The following is a 19524-nucleotide window of genomic DNA, read 5'->3' as shown; positions in this document are numbered from 1 at the left end:
ATATCGGAATGGCAAAGACTTTTGACAAAATAGCTTACAATTCGTTAAACGATTTTGTATATGGTTGCGCACCTAATCCTGTTAAATGCAAAAATGGCATGGTTATCGGTGGTGGCGAGGTTTATCCGGAACTTAACTTTACATTACCGCCCATGGAGCTTACTGCAGCCACTATGCCAGAGGTCAAAGAAATATATACCGAAATGATTAACGGAGTTTTAAAAAGAGCCAAAGAATTATATGCACCCGGAATTGTTGTGGAATTCGAAATGCTACCAGAAATGACTCTTGTACCTGAATGGGGCATAGAAGTCACCAGCCTTCTTCATAATGCAATGGCTGAGTTTGAAGCTAAACATGGCTTAAAAACCGCTTTACGTGCTACCCCGGGCGATGTACGCGAATTTAAACGCCCTCCAATGATGCGCAGTGGTGAAATCTTTAATAATGTTCTCAAAACATTTGAAGGTGCAGCTAAAGCCGGCGCAGATTTCCTTGCCATCGAAACAACTGGCGGTAAAGAAATTCATGATGACGCTCTGGTAAATGCCGATTTGACCAAAGTTATTTTTGCTCTAGGCATTATGGGTTGCCGGGACATGAAATTCATTTGGGAACATATCGTACGGATAGCAGGAGAAACTGGTTCGATAGCAGCTGGCGATACCGCTTGTGGTTTTGCTAATACAGCGATGGTTTTGGCCCATAAAGGATTTATTCCTAATGTATTTTCTGCAGTAGTACGGGTAGCAAGTGTAGCTAGAACTCTTGCCGCATATGAAGCCGGCGCTGTTGGTCCGAATAAAGACTGTGGTTATGAAGGCGTATATTGTAAAGCTATTGCTGGTGTACCAATTGCTATGGAAGGAAAATCAGCAGCCTGTGCTCACTTAAGTGCTGTTGGTAATATTGCTGCAGCGGTAGCCGACTTGTGGAGTAATGAATCTGTTACCCCGGTACGGATGTTATCAGATATAGCACCAGTTGTTTCAATTGAGCAATTGATTTATGATTGCCGGTTGATGAATGTGGCCAAACAAAAAGGTTATGGCGTTACCTTTAGAGATTTCCTCGCCGATTCGGATTCCAAATTAGATCCACAAGCTTATGTACTTCGTCCTGATGTAGTCTTTGATCTTAGTAAGGAATTGGTTAAAGCCAAGACTCCTTTCCTGAGAACAAAACTTGGTGCTAAATTGGCTATTGATGCCATCAGAAAGGCTGTTGACACTAACGAGGTCGTAATTGCCGAACGCGAAAAAAATTGGCTGGATATTATGGATAGCCAAGTTGAATCTATTCCTGATGACGAAGAAAAATTCTGGCAGGAAATTAAAGGCGAGTTAGATCTATCTACCTTTATCCCTTCGGAATACGGACTTAAATAACTGATTTTGAAACAATATAAGAAATCAGCTAAAAGCTGAAAATGTAGCAGAAGGAGGTCAATAAATCTTGATAGTTGTTGGTGAGTTAATTAATTCCAGTCGCAAAGCCATCGCAGCGGCTATTGAAGCTAAAGATGTTGCAGCTATTCAAAAAATAGCTAAAGATCAGCTGGAAGCTGGAGCAAACTATATTGATGTTAATGCTGGTATTTTTGTAGGCAAAGAAGCAGACTATCTAAAATGGCTTGTAACAACCGTGCAAGAGGCGGTAGATGCGCCCTGCTGTATTGATAGTCCTGATCCAAAGTGTGTCGAACAGGCACTTGCTGTTCATAAGGGAACTGCGATGGTCAATTCAATTTCTCTGGAAAAAGATCGATATGATGCGTTATTGCCGGTTGTCGCCGGAACAGATCTTAAAGTTGTGGCTTTATGCATGAGTGACGAGGGAATGCCTGAAACCACCGAAGCCAGATTAAAAATTGCGGATAAATTAATTAATAGTTTGGTTCAGAACAATATCCCCCTGGAGAATATCTATGTAGATGCCTTGGTTCAACCTGTAGCCACTAATGATTCTTTCGGAATTGAGTTTATTGATGCTATACAGGCTATTACTGCTAAATTTCCGGGAGTTCATACTATCTGCGGTTTATCAAACATTTCTTACGGATTGCCTAACCGTAAATTCATGAATCAAATGTTTGCGGTTATGGGGATTGCCAAAGGATTGGATGGTTTAATTATTAACCCGCTGGATAAGGCCATGATGGCTAGTATCGTTACAGCTGAAACACTGGCTGGTAGGGACAATTTTTGCTGCAACTATCTTGAGGCTCATCGCAGGGATGCGTTTGTCTGGTAGCCGTATAGAAGTATGGGGGTTGTCTCCAATATATGGGGATAGCCCCTTTGCAGGTTAAAGTAAGACTTAGCTTCAGGTGGGGTTACCCCTCCCCATCTGAAGTTTAGTCGAACCACTTCCAGGGAAGTGCTCTAAACTCCCACTTACCACCAAGTGGGAGTCTTAGAGCAACTTGGTTATTGGATAAGCCAGGTAACCTTAGTTTCTGTCAGATTTCACGAGTCTATGAGAGGTGAAACCTATGCGTATTTTGCTCTTTGGCGGTTTTTTAGGATCTGGTAAGACTACAACTATTTTACAGGTAGCCAAATACCTAACTACCACACGCCAGGAAAAGGTAGTTATTGTTGAAAATGAGATTGGTGCAGCGGGAATTGATGACAAACTTTTTGCCAATAGTGGTCTGCAAGTAAAATCGTTATTTGGTGGATGTGTATGTTGCCAGATTACCAGCGAACTGATAAGTACCATTGATGAAATTCATAAGACGCTGAAACCGGACTGGGTGATGATTGAAATGACAGGTCTGGCATATCCAGATAAGACTGCGAATTCAGTTAAAAAATATAGCAAAGTTTACTCAGCTTTCAAAACCGTAACTATTGTTGACCGTGGACGCTGGGCGGAACTGCTTGCTACGTTAAAGCCGCTTGTTCTAGGACAGGTGACAGGAAGCGATCTCATTATTCTCAATAAAGTTGATCTTGCCGGTGAGGATATAGAAAAAATTGAAAAAGACTTGCACGAAGTTGATGAACGTATGAAGGTTGTAATTACTAGTGCAGCTAAGGATTTATCTGTTGCCGTGCTTGAGGAGGTTGTCTGTTTTGAATAATGAAGCTACAATCTTTAGCCGGCATTATTGTGTTTTTTTCGAAAAATCTATAACAAGCTTGCAAATGGAAAATCTATTGCGGGAATTTATGCTGTCAATTGGCAGAACATTATCCCGCTACGGGATTATTTTGGGGCATATCAAACTGCTTGCTAAATTATCGGAACTAGCGGTAGACCATTATCTCTTTTTATCGCTTACCACGTTGGATAACGTGAATGTAATTCCATCAAGGTGCTGGCATAATGTAAATGGTGTTAGTATAGGTTGTATAGAACTGGATGTAAACGTTTTAGTCTTTGGCTATACGATCAATGAGGTTGAAGTACAGGTGGATGGAGCACTAAAAAAATTAGGGCGGGGAAGATAGTGGGAAAAATTCTTAAGGATTTAAACAATAGCGTAGAGGTAAGAGAATTAACTTTATTAGGAGGAAAGCAACGGATGAAGTTTGGTGATAAAGTACGCTATATCCGTAATAGATTTTCTCTTACAACTGAGCAATTAGCTAAGCTCTTGAATGTAACTCAGTCGTACATATCACATATTGAAAATAACCGTCGGCAGTTAAGTCGTGATAAAATAGTAATTTTGGCAAGGAAACTTAACACTCCTATAGAGTTTTTCTTACGTGATGATCTGAATACCTTGGAGGAAATCGGGTTTGAAGAAAAGTTCAGAGCAATGCTAAATGATGAAAAGTATGTTAACTACTTTGTCATAGTGAATAAAGCTGTGGATGCTAGTATTAGTCCGGAAGAATTAGATCAGGCTATAGAATTTTTAAAAAAATATAATAAAGCACAGGATCAATTAATTCAATTATTCGAGAAAGAACCGAAAAATCCTGCGTTCAAGTCCACAGAAAGAGAGGTAGAAGCTAATTCTAGAAAGAATCCACTCGCGTTCATTAGGTGTGATTGAAGAATAAAGCCACCCAATTCGGGAAGGGTGGCTTTATTCTTGGGTCGCACCCAGAAATAAACTTGCAGTCCAGTCTATAGGGCGCGAACATCAATAATTGTCCATTCAGAGCCGGAACTTCGCTCCAAGAGTACATTATATAGTTTGCCAGTTTCATATTTGCGGACTTCAACAAGCGCTTTTCGCTGGGAAACGGTAAGCAGAGAAAAAGAATCAAGGGAAGAATCAAAACCGTAGCTAGCAGCATTGGCTTTCACATAATCAACCGGACCATTGACCGCATAGGCATATTCATTACGATTATCGCTACTCCGATAATAAATCTTTCCGTCCTGATACCAGGCCTGGTTTTCGTCAGGGCTTGGCCAGCTATGCTTATGTTGATGCCAACCATGTCCAGGTGGGCGCGAATCTTCAGTATGCTGTAGCGCCTGTTCAGTTTTTACCGGCGGCGGATTTGCGGGTGTTTCAGCAGCGAGAACCTTAGTGGCAGGGATACCAGACAATACTGCGCCTGTTACGATTGCGGCGCCCATTAAAGCGGCAGCGTGGCGTTTGCATTTTAGTCTCAATTGTCTGCGTTTAACGGAATTCTTTCCCATTATTTCACCTCCTCAGCTTTATTTAATTATAGTATTGCGGATTTTTAGAGCAAAATTCCAGGTAAATATAGCAACACAAAATATTTTTTCCTTTCAGTGAGACACTAAGAGCGCAAGTTCATTGTTTTTAACAAAACAATGAACTTGCGTTACATTTTATTTAAAAAGGAAATTAGTAAGCGTGATATAACGGAGGGGTGATTATCTATGCAGACAAGGTCAGGGCGCAACCTGCTTGTTACCGGATTATTTTTAGGAGTTTTTTTCTCCTCCCTTGATCAAACGATTGTTGGCACTGCCATGCCACGAATTATTGGTGATTTAGGTGGTCTTAGTATTATGACATGGGTAACTACAGCATATATGCTGAGTTCCACAACGGTTGTTCCTATCTCCGGTAAGTTGGCCGATTTATATGGCCGGCGTATTATGTATGTGGCCGGAATTATTATATTTATGCTTGGCTCAGCTTTATGCGGAATCAGTACCAACATGACTCAGTTAATTGTGTTTCGCGGTTTGCAGGGAATCGGCGGCGGTATTATGATGCCGCTGACAATGACGATTGTCAGTGATATTTTTCCGCCTGAAGAGCGTGGCAAATGGCAGGGGTTGTTAGGGGCGATATTTGCGGTTTCTTCGGTCGTTGGTCCGGCTATTGGCGGCTGGATTGTTGATTACAGCTCTTGGCAGTGGGTTTTTTACGTCAATTTGCCTGTCGGTATTCTTGCGGCAGTGTCCATTAACTTTGGTTTGCGGCATGACAGACGGTTAGAGGAGCGGGGTGGTATTGATTATGCGGGGGCAGCTGCTTTAGTGGTTGCTACAGTATGTCTGCTGTTGGGTTTAAATATTGGCGGCATATACTATCCTTGGCTATCCTGGCAGATTATCGTCCTTTTAGGTACAGCTGGGTTAGCCGGGATACTGTTTGTGCTGATTGAAAAAAGAGCAGCAGAACCCATCCTGAGTCTTAGCTTATTTCAAAACAGGACTTTTACAATAGCCAATACTATATCCTTTTTATATGGGATTGGTCAATTTGGCTCAATCATATTTTTGCCGCTTTTCCTCCAAGGAGTGGCTGGGTTCAGTGCTACTGCTTCCGGAAATGCCATGATACCGATGATGCTTGCCTTAGTAGTGACAAGTATAATCGGGGGACGATTTGTAACCAAGGTGAGTTTTCGCAGCATGATTATGATCGGTATGGGTTTAATGGCCTTCGGTCTTTACCTATTAAGTACCATGACTGTGGAGGCCACACCAGTTACCGTTATTTCTTATATTGTTTTCCTAGGACTTGGGTTAGGGTTGATTTCTCCGACAATAACAATTGCAGTACAGAGCGCCTTTCCGGCTGAGCAGCGCGGTGTAGCTACCTCTTCCACCCAGCTTTCACGCAGTATCGGCAGTACAATTGGCATGACGATTCTAGGCGTAGTATTTAATTATTCTTCCATAAAAAATATGGAAAAAGAGTTTTTTCCCAAAATTAATGGTTTGCCGGAATTGCAAACAGGGCCGCTGACTGCATTGTTTGCAAAAGCTCATTCTGACCCCCATGGCTTATTTAATATTCTGTTAAACCCTGAAGCTATTACCATAATTCCTGCAGATTTACAGCAAATTATATTGCCGCCCATGAAAAATGCTCTGGCAGATTCCCTGCATAGCGTATTTTTAGTTGCTATGTTCATTGTTATTGCAGGTATATTCGTGAGCTCATTTCTAGGTAATGCTAGGGTAGAAAAAGAGCGAGAGGAACCTGTTGGTGTCGGGGTAAAACTATATGCAGAGGGCATTGGCAGCGAAATGGAACTGGCTGCTGAACTGGTGCCCGACTTAATAGAGAATGAGCAATAAATTAAAAAGCTTTACCTTCGGTGGGCAAACCTTTTGAGGATTAACCGTAGTTTAAGATATTAGAGATTATAAATGGGACGGTTATTATAGTTGCAATAACCGTCCCATTATATAATATTATTAAGGTATGCATTATGTATTTAATAAGGATTTTAACACTAAGTCAAGATATTTGTAGCGAGAGTCCTGGTCATAGTAATCAAACTGTGCCAGGATTTTCATTTTGTTGCCCACTAATACCGGAAATTCCAAGCTGCTGTACATTTGAAAAATCTTCATTGTTAACTCGGTTTCTGTTACCTGTGTCCGGGTGACTGCCCGGACAGATATTTTTAACTTATGTAAACCAGATTGTTTCATAAATTCAATATACTCAAAAGATGCAGCTGATTCATGCAGTACTTGCTCAATGAAATTGCGGAAAACATCCGGATATTCCAGGGTATAATCGGCATAGCTTCTGAGAAAATTTCTAATTCTTTCCTCTGGCGGTGCATTCAAGTCATCCAGATAATCAAAGGAACTCATCAGCGTGCTGGTAAAACTTTTTAGGGCCTCGTTAATGACTGTGTCTTTGGAGCCAAAATAGTAGTTTATGGCGGCTAAATTAACATCTGCCATGGCAGCAATTTTGCGACAGGTGGTATGATGGATGCCATTAGTACCAATAAGTTTCAATGTGGCATCCAAAATTTTTTTCTTAGGTGTCAGGTTATTTTGTGAGTTTGTCTTCAATTGCTTCACCTCATTAACTTATACCTTGTTCAATTTTTGTTTTGGCTACAGCCAGCATCAGTTTTATTCGATTTAACTGGTTAACCTCACTAGCGCCGGGGTCATAGTCGATCGGAACAATATTGACAGCAGGGTAACTGTGCCGCAATTCGTGGATCATGCCTTTGCCGGTAATATGATTGGGTAAGCAGGCAAACGGCTGCAAACACACAATATTAGTTATTCCGTTATCAATCAACTCCACCATTTCACCTGTCAGCAGCCAGCCTTCGCCGGTGAGATTTCCCAAGGATAAATGTTTGGCTGCCAATTGGGCAATATGCTCAATCGTAAGCGGTGGCGTAAAACGCTTGCTGTTTGTTAGCGCTTTGCGGAGATGGCGGCGGTAGAACTCAACAACCTTGATAAAGAGATTGCCTTTTATTTTATTTAGCAAGGTACCTGCCAGCAAGTCGTAGTGCACCTTGTTGTCATAAGCACAGTATAAGAAGAAATCCAGCAGATCAGGCACGACGGCTTCAGCGCCCTCGCATTCCAACAAATTAACAAGGTTATTATTTGCTGTTGGGTGATATTTAACCAGGATCTCGCCAACTAGACCGACACGGGGCTTAGCTGGCCGCTCATCAAGTTCCAGCTTGTCAAAATCCCGGACAATGCCAAATATATTGCTGGCAAAATTGTGCTTGACACCGATGAGCATGTCCTGACGGCATTTGGCAGACCAAGTATCGCATAGCGATTGCGCCGAACCAGGGTATTTTTCATAGGGCCGTACCCGGTATAGCACCCGCATCAACAGGTCGCCGTAAATGATACTAATGATTAGGCTTTCTAACAGGGGAAATGTCAGGGAAAAGCCGGTCTGCCCACCCAAAGCAAGTACCGGTACCTGGGACATGCCGGCATCGCGTAAGGCTTTCCGGGCGATGGCTACGTAATTGGTTGCCCGGCAGCCGCCGCCAGTTTGAGCCAACATAACTGATGTGGCAGATAAGTCATAATTTCCGGATTTCAAGGCCTGTAATAATTGTCCCACAACGATAATTGTAGGGTAACAGGCATCATTATGAACAAATTTTAGGCCTTCCTCAATGGCTGTTTGGTTGGGAGTCGGCAGGACCACTAATTGATAGCCAGCTTTTTGAAATCCCGGTTCCAGAAATTGAAAATGAATAGGAGAGAGCTGGGGTGCCAGGATTGTGTGGCGGTTTTTCATTTTAGCGGTAAAAACAGGTGGACGGGTGGCTGCCTGTTCTGCTGCCTGGTTGGCTAGAGAATTTCGCCCTTGCTCCTGAAGGGCGGCCAGCAGAGAGCGTACCCTGATTCTAGCGGCGCCGAGATTGTTAATTTCATCCAGCTTAACCACTGTGTGGATGCGGCGGTGAGTTTCGAGAATTTCTTTAACTTGGTCAATAACTATGGCATCAAGGCCGCAGCCAAACGAGTTAATCTGGATTAATTCTATAGCAGGCCGGCTGGCAACAAAGCTGGCTGCTGCATATAGTCGTGAATGATAGGTCCATTGATCAACAACCCGCAGCGGTCTGGGTATTGGTGCTAAATGCCTGATGGCATCTTCTGATAATACAGCCAGCCCAAAGGATTGGATGAGTTCAGGCAATCCATGATTAATCTCGGGATCAATATGATAGGGTCTGCCAGCTAATACAACGCCTTTACAATTGTTGTCAGCCATGTAGGCAAGGGCTGCCTGACCCTTGGCACGGACATCGGTTTTATAGCGGTCAAGTTCAGCATAGGCCGCATCTACTGCTAGAGCAAGTTCAGACCGGGAAATCTGTTCGGCCGACAATTCCTGCGCTAGTCTGCTAAGTAAGCGGTCACGATTGTTGAGCGGTAAAAAGGGGTGAAGAAATACGATGTCTTTGTCGCGTAAGGCATCCATATTTGCTTTGATATTTTCCGGATAGGACGTAACAATCGGACAGTTATAGCAGTTGTCAGCTGTTGGGTCTTCCTGGAGGTTGTAAGGGATACAGGGATAAAATATCTTTTTTATCCCCTGTCGGAGTAACTGGCTAACATGCCCATGAGCAAGCTTGGCCGGGTAGCAAATAGAGTCAGAAGGAATGGTTTCCATGGCCAGCTCATATAGCTGGCGGGAGGAACGGCCGGATAGAATGACCCGGTAACCAAGTCTGGTGAAAAACGTAAACCAGAACGGGTAATCTTCATACATATTGAGCACCCGGGGAATACCGATAATCCCGCGTGGCGCCAGTGAATCAGCCAATGGCTGATACTGAAATAGCCGCTGGTATTTATAGGCATAAAGATTAGGCAGGCTGTCATGTGCTTTAGCCTTGCCAACGCCGCGTTCGCAGCGGTTGCCCGCATGATAGTCCTGACCATTGGAAAAGTGCTGCGTGGTAATCAGGCACCGGTTGCCACAACCCTGACAGCGGTGATTGGTGGTATGGGAGGTAAACCCAGCAAGCCCAGTCGCCGGCAACAACGAAGTTCCTGTGGCTGACCCGCAGCGTTCCCTGGCAAGCAGCGCTGCACCGAAGGCGCCCATCAGGCCAGCTATGTCGGGGCGGACAACTTCCCGTCCAATGGTTTGCTCCATAGCCCGCAGTACGGCGTCATTATAAAAAGTACCACCCTGGACTACGATGTTAGTGCCCAGTTCATCCATGTTTTTTAAACGAATGACCTTGAACAGGGCGTTTTTTATGATAGAAATGGCAATTCCCGCGGAAATGTCACCAACCGTAGCACCTTCTTTTTGCGACTGCTTGACCTTAGAGTTCATAAAAACCGTACAGCGGCTGCCAAGATCAACCGGTCTTTTCGCTTGCAGCCCAAGCTGTGAGAATTCGGCTGCTGTCATATTCATGGCTTGAGAAAAGTTTTCAATGAACGAACCGCAACCAGCAGAACAAGCTTCATTGAGCATGATGGCGGTAATAATGCCATCACGCACAAAAAAGCTTTTCATATCCTGACCGCCAATATCCAGTACAAAGGTAACGTCAGGCAAAAAATGCTTGGCCGCTTTGAGATGGGTCACAGTCTCGACTTCGCCAATGTCCACCTGTAAAGCTGCCTTGATAAATTGTTCGCCATACCCGGTAACAGCTGAATAAATAATCCGGATATTGTCATTCAGTCGCGGATACATATCGTTAAGTGCCATAATTACTGTATCTAACGGATGGCCTTTGTTACTGCCATAATAGGAATATAATAAGTGACCGGTTTCGCTGATAAGTGCCAGCTTAGTTGTCGTTGAGCCGGCATCAATTCCTAAATAGGCCTTGCCAATATAGGTAGTTAGGTTTGCACGTTTAACGGTATAGCGCGCATGCCTGGCAGCAAATTGCTGATAGGCTTCCTCAGTAGCAAACAGTGGGGACAAGGCGTTTTCATTCTCCTGGTGCAGTAACAACTTGGGAGATCTTGCAGGCAAGATATTATAGGCAACCGGCTCTTCGTGTAAGGCCAGTGCGGCTCCGATTGCCACAAAATACTGTGAACACTCTGGATTTAGTACTTGGTCAGGCGCTAACCCCAAGGTTTCAGTAAACCGTTTTCTTAGCTCTGACAAAAAATATAAAGGGCCGCCTAAAAAAGCGACTTTACCGCTAATCACCCGGCCTTGTGATAAACTGCTAATTGTTTGATTCACCACTGCCTGTAAAACAGAAGCAGCGATATCTTCTTTGGAAACACCTTCATTCATTAGTGCCTGCACGTCAGTTTTGGCAAATACACCACAACGGGAAGCAATCGGATAGAGGGTGCGATAGTTTTTTGCTAGTTCATTCAGGCCTGCGGGATCGGTCGCTAATAGTGACGCCATATGATCAATAAATGCACCAGTGCCACCGGCGCAGACACCGTTCATTCGCTGTTCCAGGGTGTTGCCAAAATAGGTAATTTTGGCATCTTCCCCACCAAGCTCAATGGCGGTGCTGGTAGTGGGGATAAGGTGCCTGACCGCCGTGGTGGAGGCGATTACCTCCTGGATAAACGGCAGCTCAAGTGTCTTAGCAATGCTAATACCTGCTGAGCCTGTAAACATAACCGATGCCAAGGTTTGCCGCAGGACATGCTGGGCTTTGGCCACAACGGTCTGAAACGCAAGTGTTATATCAGAGCAGTGTCTTACATAGTGCTGAAAAATAATGTTGTTTTGCTTATTAAGAATAATCATTTTTATTGTTGTTGAACCAATATCAATACCAACACGCAGAGCTTTATCCATTTTGCTTTTTCACCTCATTACGCAGCAAATTGCCACAAAGTTAAGATTAAAAAAGAGATGAAACACTGTTTAAATTTATTATAGCCTTGGTACTATGAAATGACAATTATTTTCAGCGATGTATGCAGCAATAATTAAAAAAATCTATCCAGACTTTTTGTTTTTAGAAAAGATATTAGCAGGTGTTTTTGAGATTTTTGTCGAAGGTTAAAGAACATAGTTAATATCCAATAATTACCGGAGGTGGTAGGCATGTCGATTATGGATTTAATCGAAAGAGGAAAAAAGGAGCGTAAGCAAAAGCAACAGAAAAAAGCCCTGCAAAATGCAGCGATTGGTGCCGCCATTGGTGTGACTGTCGGAGCTGCTGCCGGCGTACTATTGGCACCTAAATCTGGCAAGGACACTCGGGCCGACATTGCTGAGGCTGCTAAAGAACTCCCTGGAAAAGCCAAAGAAATCGTCGAAAAGACAAAAGAAAAGGTTGCAGAGGTTAAGAAGGAAATTGCTGGCCGGACAAATTCTGATGTGAATGAGGAAGTCCCGCAATAACTTATTTCCGTGGAAAAAGGCTGGATGGCCGGGCAGCAATGCCCGGCCACTTGTTAATTCATCGGTTGAGCAAGCTTCAAATTGGGTTATAACATCATCACTTTATTGCGCTGAAAGAAGGGGATAGCTTGTATATCTCATTATACGACGCCGGGTTGTTCAGTTTGTTTGTGTTACTTGTTATTATTGGTGGCTACCTTATCGCAGTTTTGCGTCGAGCACTAGGTGTGTTGTGTTTGGTACGCGGCGTTTTGGATGCACATCAGGACGATATCGGTGAAACTGTTTCGTTGTTTAAGGAGACGCTTACCAATATTAATGAACTTACCGTAAGCTTGAAGGAAACTACTGACCATACAAATAGGGCCGTCCGGGCCCTGCCAGGCGAGTTTACTGATACAGTGGAAGAATTACGGGAAAGTTTTGAGACGTTTGCTTTTTATGCCAGGATTGTCAGCGATGTTGTCAAAGCAGTATTTTCAAAGGCGGCTTAGCAGTGCAAGGGATTGCAGCCAGCACTGTAATTGCAAAAAGATGATTGAAACCCGCGAACCTCGCGGGTTTCAATCATCTTTTTGCAATTACAATATACTTTTGTCCATACAGTGATGATTGAACAAAATCAAAAGAATTAAGGCAGTTTATGGGCAATTCGCGAAAATTCACTGATAACTTTATCCAAAGAGATTAAGTCGTTCTCACTCAAACACTCAAGTTTATTCCGGAGCACCGTGATTGTTTGCACTTTTGCCTGTTCACATAGCTGTAAGCCAGCCGAAGTTATGCTTATTCGGATAATTCTTCTATCAATAGCATCGTATTCCCGCTGTACAAGGCCCTCGGTGACTAATTTGTCAATAATCGGTGTCATTTGTTGCTTTGACAGGAGTATTTCATTGGCAAGCTCGGTCATAGTAGCTTTATTTTCTCTTGCTATTGTTAATACATGAAACTGAATCTGAGTAAGCTGGGGTTTGAAATGTTGGGCGACAGGCCGTATAAACTTTTTATCAAGAAGCGGAATCAAATGAAATAGTGTTTCGGCGGTTGTTATATAACTCAAAAAGCTCACCCCTAAGTTTGTATTGACAATAGGAGACTAAAAGGCGTAAAATAGTAAATAAAGATTTACCATCAATATAAATAAATAATAAATATTTATTTATATTATATCACAGATAACACAGCAAATCAAAGAAAAATTCACAAGTTGTAAGGAGAAACAAAGAATGCTCGCAAATACAATGATTTTTAGGAGGTTTTTAGTATGAGAAGATACCAGCGATACTTTTGGGTAATTATCCCGATTATCATGCTGCTGACAGTAATCCAGCCGGTGTCTGCCACGGCGGTGGAACTATCGGTAGAAGACTGTGTTGCTCTAGCTTTAAAAAATAACTATGACATCAAATATGCCCAATCGTCTAGAGCAAAGTACTATTGGGCCATGAAGGAAGCCAAGAAAAACAAAGGGCTTTCCATTGATTTAACTCATACCGACAAGCGGTATAACACTCCACCGGCGGAAACCGAAACATCTACATATGAATATACGACTAATTTTGATAATCAGGTTGCACTTACGCTACCTTTATATTCTGGTGGTAAACTGGAAGGTAAGATTGAACAGGCCAAACTTGATCTTAAGGTGGCAGAACTGGATATTGATGCGGCCAAGCAGCAGCTTAGACTGACGGTAATTACCGACTATCTTACTGTGTTGGAATACCTTAATGAAGTACAGGTGAATCAGGAAACGGTCAGTAATTATGAAGAACACCTGAAGCTGGTTAAGGATAAATTTGACTTAGGTATGGTGGCTAAGACCGATGTATTGTCAAGTCAGGTAGATTTGGCCGGAGCCCAGAATGATTTAGTTAAGGCGCAAAACAATTATACGAATGCGGTAGCCGCACTAAACAATGACATTGGCTTGCCACATACCACTGAAGTTACGATCAAAGATAATTTTGCTTACATAAAATACCCTCAGACCCTGGAAGAATGTCTTACCTATGCTGAGGGCCACCGGCCGGAGTTGGCCCAATATGAAGCTAAAATCACCAATGCCCAGTATGATGTAGATATTGCTAAAAGCGGTCGTCGGCCAACTGTCGACTTGACAGCTGAACAGGACTGGTATGACAGCCATTTACCAGGATCAAAAAACAGCAATTGGCTGTTGAAATTAACTACATCGATCAATGTATTTGATGCCGGTGTAACCGATGCCCAGGTTAAGCAAGCCCGGCATAATGTGGATATGGTAATGGATAAGTCCAGGCAAGAGCGCGATACAATTTTGCTGAATGTGCGTCAGTATTATTTGAGTATGCATGAGGCGGAAAAACAGATTGATGCCAATAAGGTATCTGTAGACTATGCAGAAGAAAGTTTAATGATCCAGAAAGCCCGTTATGAGGTTGGGATTGGAACCAATCTTGATTTGCGTGACGCGGTACTTTCACTGGATTCTGCTAAAAAGGATTATATTCAGGCGTTGTATGATTACAATACAAACAAAGCGAAACTGGAACAGGCGATGGGTTTGCCGGTACAATAACAGTGAAAATGGAGGAATGACAAGTGAGGATCAAGGGTTCTAAGCAACTGTATGTTGGATTGTTTGTTGTAGTTGTTTTGCTTGGCATTGTTGTTGTACGCAGCGGAATGTTGTCCAAAACGCAACCGACTAATGCCGCTCAGACCATTGCGGTAAAGGCGATGCAAGTAGTAACGTGCGATACGCCAATTACCAGTGAATTTGTCGGGCAGGTAAAAGCAAAAAGTGAAATAAAAATCATGTCCAAAGTATCCGGTAATATTGTGACGAAGATGGTAAATGGCGGCGACACCGTCTATAAGGGACAGCCGTTATTCCAGATTGACAATAAACAATATCAGTCAGCTATTATTTCGGCGCGGGCCTCAGTGAATAAAGCCCAGGCCACCCTTAACAATACGCAAAAAGACGTGGAGCGCTATGAGAAATTGGCAGCGATAAAAGGGGTTGCGCAGCAAACGGTAGATGCCTACCAGTCTCAGGCCGAAGAAGAAGCGGCTACTGTTGAAGTTAATCGGGCCAGTTTGCAGCAAGCCATTCAGGATGAACAGGATACCTTAATTCTTTCGCCGGTAGATGGCCGTATTGATGTCAATGATGTAAGCCAGGGGTATTATGTGGCAGCCGGTTCCACCGTCATGGCGACCGTATCTTCCATTGATCCGGTGTGGGTGCAGTTTAGCATGAGTGAAACCGAATACCTGAAATATATTCGCAACGGCAATGGAACGCTGCCTGACAATTTTAAAGAACATCTGCAGCTCATCCTAAGTGATGGCAAAGAATATTCGCTTATTGGCCGGGTTGAACAAATTGACAGAGGGGTTAGTGATACGACAGGCACGATTACGCTAAAAGCCAGCTTTGACAATCCGCAGAAGTTTCTGCTGCCGGGAATGTTTGCGCGGGTAGTTGTCCAGGAAGATGTACGCAAGGGCGCGCTCCTCATTCCGCAAAAAGCCGTTAAGCAAGTGCTTGATAATACCTTTGTTATTGTGGTAACTGATGATAACAAAGCCGAAAGCAGACAGGTCAAGCTTGGCAATAAAATCGGCGATATGTGGCTGGTGGAAGAAGGCTTGAGCGCCACCGACCGGATTGTGGTCGAAGGTATTGACAAGGTAAAACAGGGAACTGCTTTGCAGGTAACTATGATACAACCGGATGCGCAGACTCCGGCTAAGCAGTAGGAGGGCGTTCATATGGCTAATTTCTTTATTAATCGCCCTGTATTTGCCATTGTTCTTTCCATTGTTATCACCTTATTGGGGGTAACGGCTGCCTTTACTCTGCCGGTCGCACAGTACCCGCAGATTTCACCGCCGACCATTTCGGTAAGCACAACCTACCAGGGGGCCAATGCCGATGTTGTCGACCAAACCGTTGCCCAGGTCATTGAAGAACAGGTAAATGGCGTTGAAGACATGGTATATATGTCTTCAACAAGTACCGATTCAGGTTCCTATTCATTAAATGTGCAGTTTGAAACCGAAAAAAATTCCGACACGGCGTCGGTGCAAACCCAAAACCGGGTAGCCCAGGCTAATGCTTCTTTGCCGGGAACAGTGCAAACCACCGGGGTCACAACCCGCAAATCCTCGCAGGATATGTCACTGATTTTTACACTGTGGTCGCCCAGTGACCAGTTTGATACCAATTTCCTCAAAAACTACGGCAGTATTTACATGGTGGATGATATTAAACGAGTTAGCGGTGTTGGCGAGGTATCGGCTTTTGGTTCAGATTACAGTATGCGGATTTGGCTGCAGCCGGAAAAAATGGCCCAGCTCGGGATTGCCGTCAGTGAAGTGACTTCAGCAATTGAAAAACAAAATGTCCAGGCTGCGGCCGGGTCTTTCGGCAATATGCCGGTGGCCTCCCAGCAGCAATTCCAATATACGGCCAAGGTAAAAGGCCGTCTTACCGACCAGAAAGAGTTTGAGAATATTATTGTCCGCTCCCAGTCAGATGGTTCATTTGTGCGGATCAAGGATATTGCCCGGGTGGAGCTGGGCAGCAAGGAATATAATTTCCAAAGTTTAATGAACGGCCATGTGGCCGCCGGTTTTGCCATTAAACTGACAAGTGATGCCAATGCGCTCGAAACCATTGGCAACGTAAAAACCGTACTGGAAAAAGCGTCAAAGAATTTCCCCGGTGATATGGAATATAAAGTTGTTGTTGATAATACCGAATTTGTGCGCGAATCCATGAAAGAAGTGGTAAAAACCTTTGCCGAGGCGCTGCTGTTAGTTATGCTGGTGGTATTTGTATTCCTGCAGAGCTGGCGGGCCACCCTGATTCCAGTATTGGCTATTCCGGTATCGCTGCTGGGTACTTTTGGCGCCTTTAGCCTGCTGGGTTTTACCATTAATACTCTAACCCTGTTTGCGTTGGTGCTGGCCATCGGCCTGGTTGTCGATGATGCCATTGTCGTTATTGAGGCGGTCGAGCATCATATGCGTTATTCCGGCCTGTCGCCGCGTGAAGCTACGAAAAAGGCCATGAGTGAGGTGTCCGGACCGGTGGTTGCCATTGCGTTTGTGCTGGCTTCGGTATTTTTGCCGGTTGCTTTCTTAAGTGGCACTACCGGTATTTTGTACAAACAATTTGCCTTAACCATCGTAGTGTCTATGGCGTTGTCGGCCATTGTGGCCTTGTCGCTTACCCCGGCTTTGTGTGTTATGCTGCTCAAACCGCATACCCATGAGGAACATCAGGGCGTGTTAGCCAAATTTTTTACCAAATTCAACAATTGGTTTGAAAACAATATTGAACGCTATGGCGGCAGTTTGGGCCGCATTATCCCTAAAGCCCGGCTGTGTATGGTTTTGCTGGCAGTATTGCTTATTCTGACAGGCGGACTCTATAAGCTGGTGCCTTCTTCCTTTGTACCCAGCGAGGACCAGGGGTATTTCATAACCTCGATCACATTGCCGGAAGCTTCCAGTCTGAACCGTACCGAAGAGGTAGTCAATCAATTTGCCGCACAGGTTCGTGAAATGCCGGGAGTGCTCAATAGTATGTCGCTGGCCGGTATGGATATCATGGGCGGCGGCACCAAGTCCAATGCCGGTGCCATGTTTACCTCCCTGGAATCCTGGGATAAACGGCAAACTCCTGAAATGCAGCTAAATGCTCTGGTTGGCCAGACCTTTATGAAAGGCGCTCAGTATCCTGAAGGTACGGTAATAGCCTTTACACCGCCGAGTTTGCCGGGTCTGGGAATGGTTGGCGGCTTTACGCTGATGCTGCAGGACCGGAGTGGCGGCTCGCTGACTGATTTAGACAATGTGGCGCAAAAATTTGTGGCGGCAGCCAAAGAACGGCCGGAAATTGCGTCGGTTATGTCTACCTTTAAAGCTGATACTCCCAGTTATGAATTTGAGGTAGACCGGGAAAAAGCCCAGCAGCTGGGCGTAGATGTTGATGATGTGTTTACTGCCCTGCAGGTTTTCCTGGGTGGCAGTCAGGTGAATGATTTTAATAAATTTGGCCGCTCCTACAAGGTTACAGTGCAGGCCGAAAATACTTTTCGCGGTGATGCCGATGCGACCCGGTATCTATATGTAAAAAGCTCTAATGATGCAATGGTGCCCTTAAATACGCTGCTTAAGCCTAAGAAGATCAACGCACCAACCATTATTACCCGGTTTAACGGGGTTAAAGCCGTTCAAATCAGCGGCTCACAGGCTTCCGGCTACAGTTCCGGGCAGGCCATGACGGCACTTGAAGAAGTGGCCAAACAAACCTTACCTGATGGTTATACTTATGAGTGGTCAGGACAAAGCCGTGAGGAAAAACTGGCAGGTTCACGGACCGCCATTGTGTTTGGGATGGCGATAGTATTCGTATTCTTGTGTTTGGCGGCCTTGTATGAAAGCTGGAGTGTTCCTTTCGCGGTGCTGCTTTCGGTACCCACTGGCGTCTTTGGAGCCTTCCTGTTCCAGTACCTGACCAATCTCGAAAATAGCGTATATATGCAAATCGGCTTAGTCATGCTTATCGGCCTGGCTGCCAAAAATGCCATATTAATTGTGGAGTTTGCCAAAGTCAGGGTCGACGAGGGTATGAATCCGGTGCAGGCAGCTATTGAAGCCGCCAAAATCCGGCTGCGCCCCATCCTGATGACCTCACTCGCCTTTATTATCGGCTGCATTCCGCTGGCTATAGCCACCGGGGCCGGTGCCGGTGCGAGAAACTCAATGGGAACAGCAGTTGTAGGTGGTATGCTTGCTGCGACTACACTAGGCATATTCTTAATTCCCGTGCTCTTTGTTGTGGTGGAACAGGTGACCGAAAAATTTACTAACTGGCGAAAAGCCAGGAAAAAATCTGTAACTACAAATTGATTTCTTAGTTTGAAGACTGTTGGAACTTTTTTTCTTGGTATCCATAGTTTTCTAACTAAATTCAAAAAAAGACTATGTATGATAGAACTATAGATAATGCAGATAAAAGTAGAGGAGCGTAACACCTATGAACAAAATGGCTAAGAAAATAATTATTTACTCCATGGTAGGTTTATTTCAACTTGGTTTAGGTGCTTCTGTAATCGAAGCAGCACCAGCATCGGAAGCCTATCCCTGGCAGCAGCAACAGGATACTGACAAGCGTCAGCAGGATAATAACAGACAGCAGCAACAAGATACCGACAAGCGTCAGCAGGATAATAACAAACAGCAGCAACAGGATACCGACAAGCGTCAGCAGGATAATAACAGACAGCAGCAACAAGATACCGACAAGCGTCAGCAGGATAATAACAGACAGCAGCAACAAGATACTGACAAGCGTCAGCAGGATAATAACAGACAACAGCAACAAGACGCTGATAAACATAGCCAGGAACAAGGAGACAATCAGCACCAGCAACATCCGGACAAGGATAAGTCTTGGCAGGAGTCAGACGGCAACAAGCAGTAAAATAGTATTAAATTAATTAGATAGAGGAGAGTAT

The 19524-nt window shown here is 44.2% G+C and carries 16 protein-coding genes; 12 read left to right on the top strand and 4 right to left on the bottom strand.

Annotated elements, in window-relative coordinates:
- The first annotated feature begins 8 nt into the window (after positions 1–8).
- From SALPA_RS04155 to SALPA_RS04135, 5 genes are all read left to right on the top strand, one after another.
- Positions 9–1388 (top strand): methyltransferase MtaB domain-containing protein, encoded by a 1380-nt coding sequence (locus SALPA_RS04155; protein ID WP_145090010.1) that lies wholly within the window; start codon positions 9–11, stop codon positions 1386–1388.
- 67 nt (positions 1389–1455) lie between these two features.
- Positions 1456–2253 carry a dihydropteroate synthase gene (locus SALPA_RS04150; protein ID WP_145090007.1) on the top strand — a complete coding sequence of 266 codons (798 nt, stop codon included), beginning with the start codon at positions 1456–1458 and terminating at the stop codon, positions 2251–2253.
- 241 nt (positions 2254–2494) lie between these two features.
- Positions 2495–3088 carry a GTP-binding protein gene (locus SALPA_RS04145; RefSeq protein ID WP_145090004.1) on the top strand — a complete coding sequence of 198 codons (594 nt, stop codon included), beginning with the start codon at positions 2495–2497 and terminating at the stop codon, positions 3086–3088.
- Positions 3081–3458, top strand: coding sequence for a hypothetical protein (locus SALPA_RS04140; RefSeq protein ID WP_145090001.1), 378 nt, complete (start codon positions 3081–3083; stop codon positions 3456–3458). Before SALPA_RS04145 ends, SALPA_RS04140 begins: the two co-directional genes overlap by 8 nt.
- Positions 3458–4012, top strand: coding sequence for a helix-turn-helix domain-containing protein (locus SALPA_RS04135; protein ID WP_145089998.1), 555 nt, complete (start codon positions 3458–3460; stop codon positions 4010–4012). The genes SALPA_RS04140 and SALPA_RS04135 overlap by 1 nt, the downstream gene beginning before the upstream one ends.
- A 74-nt stretch (positions 4013–4086) precedes the next feature.
- On the opposite strand, the gene SALPA_RS04130 is transcribed toward SALPA_RS04135, so the two are convergent.
- Positions 4087–4614 (bottom strand): hypothetical protein, encoded by a 528-nt coding sequence (locus SALPA_RS04130; RefSeq protein ID WP_145089995.1) that lies wholly within the window; start codon positions 4612–4614, stop codon positions 4087–4089.
- A 207-nt stretch (positions 4615–4821) separates the two neighbouring features.
- Here SALPA_RS04130 and SALPA_RS04125 point away from each other — a divergent pair, with 207 nt between their 5' ends.
- A complete protein-coding gene (locus SALPA_RS04125; RefSeq protein ID WP_145089992.1) occupies positions 4822–6480 on the top strand; it encodes an MDR family MFS transporter in 1659 nt (552 codons plus the stop codon).
- Between the two features lie 132 nt (positions 6481–6612).
- Here the strand turns inward: SALPA_RS04125 and SALPA_RS04120 are convergent, their stop codons facing one another.
- Positions 6613–7215, bottom strand: coding sequence for a TetR/AcrR family transcriptional regulator (locus SALPA_RS04120; RefSeq protein WP_186450896.1), 603 nt, complete (start codon positions 7213–7215; stop codon positions 6613–6615).
- 13 nt (positions 7216–7228) lie between these two features.
- On the bottom strand, positions 7229–11449 hold the full coding sequence (locus SALPA_RS04115) for a 2-hydroxyacyl-CoA dehydratase (protein WP_145089986.1): 4221 nt from the start codon (positions 11447–11449) through the stop codon (positions 7229–7231).
- 252 nt (positions 11450–11701) lie between these two features.
- Here SALPA_RS04115 and SALPA_RS04110 point away from each other — a divergent pair, with 252 nt between their 5' ends.
- On the top strand, positions 11702–12001 hold the full coding sequence (locus tag SALPA_RS04110) for a YtxH domain-containing protein (RefSeq protein ID WP_145089983.1): 300 nt from the start codon (positions 11702–11704) through the stop codon (positions 11999–12001).
- Positions 12002–12129: 128 nt separating this feature from the next.
- Complete coding sequence (locus SALPA_RS04105; protein WP_145089980.1) at positions 12130–12495, top strand: hypothetical protein; 366 nt, start codon at positions 12130–12132, stop codon at positions 12493–12495.
- 137 nt (positions 12496–12632) lie between these two features.
- Here SALPA_RS04105 and SALPA_RS04100 read toward each other — a convergent pair whose 3' ends face one another.
- The gene (locus SALPA_RS04100) at positions 12633–13064 is read right to left on the bottom strand and encodes a MarR family winged helix-turn-helix transcriptional regulator (RefSeq protein WP_145089977.1); all 432 of its coding nucleotides are present in this window, start codon (positions 13062–13064) and stop codon (positions 12633–12635) included.
- A gap of 204 nt (positions 13065–13268) precedes the next feature.
- Here SALPA_RS04100 and SALPA_RS04095 point away from each other — a divergent pair, with 204 nt between their 5' ends.
- The 4 genes from SALPA_RS04095 to SALPA_RS04080 all read left to right on the top strand — a co-directional run bounded on the left by SALPA_RS04095 (position 13269) and on the right by SALPA_RS04080 (position 19490).
- Complete coding sequence (locus tag SALPA_RS04095; RefSeq protein ID WP_145089974.1) at positions 13269–14564, top strand: TolC family protein; 1296 nt, start codon at positions 13269–13271, stop codon at positions 14562–14564.
- A 23-nt stretch (positions 14565–14587) separates the two neighbouring features.
- Positions 14588–15754 carry an efflux RND transporter periplasmic adaptor subunit gene (locus SALPA_RS04090; RefSeq protein ID WP_255450759.1) on the top strand — a complete coding sequence of 389 codons (1167 nt, stop codon included), beginning with the start codon at positions 14588–14590 and terminating at the stop codon, positions 15752–15754.
- 12 nt (positions 15755–15766) lie between these two features.
- Positions 15767–18916, top strand: a complete 3150-nt coding sequence (locus tag SALPA_RS04085; RefSeq protein ID WP_145089971.1) for an efflux RND transporter permease subunit — start codon at positions 15767–15769, stop codon at positions 18914–18916.
- A gap of 127 nt (positions 18917–19043) precedes the next feature.
- Entirely contained in the window at positions 19044–19490 is a 447-nt protein-coding gene (locus SALPA_RS04080) for a hypothetical protein (RefSeq protein ID WP_145089968.1), read from the top strand.
- The last annotated feature ends 34 nt before the right edge of the window (positions 19491–19524 follow it).

Origin of the sequence: Sporomusa sp. KB1 (assembly GCF_007830295.1) — a bacterium.
In the GTDB taxonomy this organism is placed as follows: domain Bacteria; phylum Bacillota; class Negativicutes; order Sporomusales; family Sporomusaceae; genus Sporomusa.
The sequence above is the reverse complement of the archived record's forward strand: the minus strand, read 5'-3'. Positions and strand labels throughout refer to the sequence as shown.